The sequence below is a fragment of the Burkholderia sp. MSMB1459WGS genome (genome assembly GCF_001534535.1).
GTDB lineage: Bacteria > Pseudomonadota > Gammaproteobacteria > Burkholderiales > Burkholderiaceae > Burkholderia.
The window spans coordinates 1-539 of sequence record NZ_LPMU01000058.1 but is presented as its reverse complement, the minus strand read 5'-3'; the positions used below and the strand labels follow the sequence as shown (position 1 = coordinate 539).

Here is a 539-nt window from a genome sequence, read left to right as displayed (position 1 = left end):
CCGTACGCGCCCGAATGCTCCTTCGCGATCGCCATCACCGCGTCGTACGAGTCGCGGCGCGCCCAGTCGCGCTGCCATTCGAGCATCACCTGCTGCCACGTGACCGGCACCACGCCGGCCTGCACCATGCGCTGCATCGCGAAGTCGTGCGCGGCTTGCGTCGTGCCGCCCGATGCGTCGGCGACCATGTAGATCTCGTAGTCGCCTTCGAGCATCGCGCACAGCGCGAACGTCGTATTGCAGACTTCGGTCCACAGGCCCGACACGACCACCTTCTTGCGGCCGTTCGCGGCCAGCGCGTCGCGCACCTTCTGGTCGTCCCACGAATTCATCGACGTGCGTTCGAGCGTCTTCTGGTTCGGGAACACGTCGAGCAGCTCGGGATAGGTGTGGCCCGAGAAGCTGTCGCTTTCGACCGTCGTGATCGTGGTCGGGATGTTGAAGACCTTCGCGGCCTTCGCGAGCCCGACGACGTTGTTCTTCAGCGTCTGGCGATCGATCGACTGCACGCCGAACGCCATCTGCGGCTGCTGGTCGAT

1 protein-coding gene is annotated in these 539 nt (G+C 65.1%); it reads right to left on the bottom strand.

The genetic code is table 11. The features are described from left to right. The coding region (locus tag WT97_RS21405) for a hydrolase (RefSeq protein WP_060354363.1) at positions 1 to 539 on the bottom strand (539 nt) is incomplete at both ends.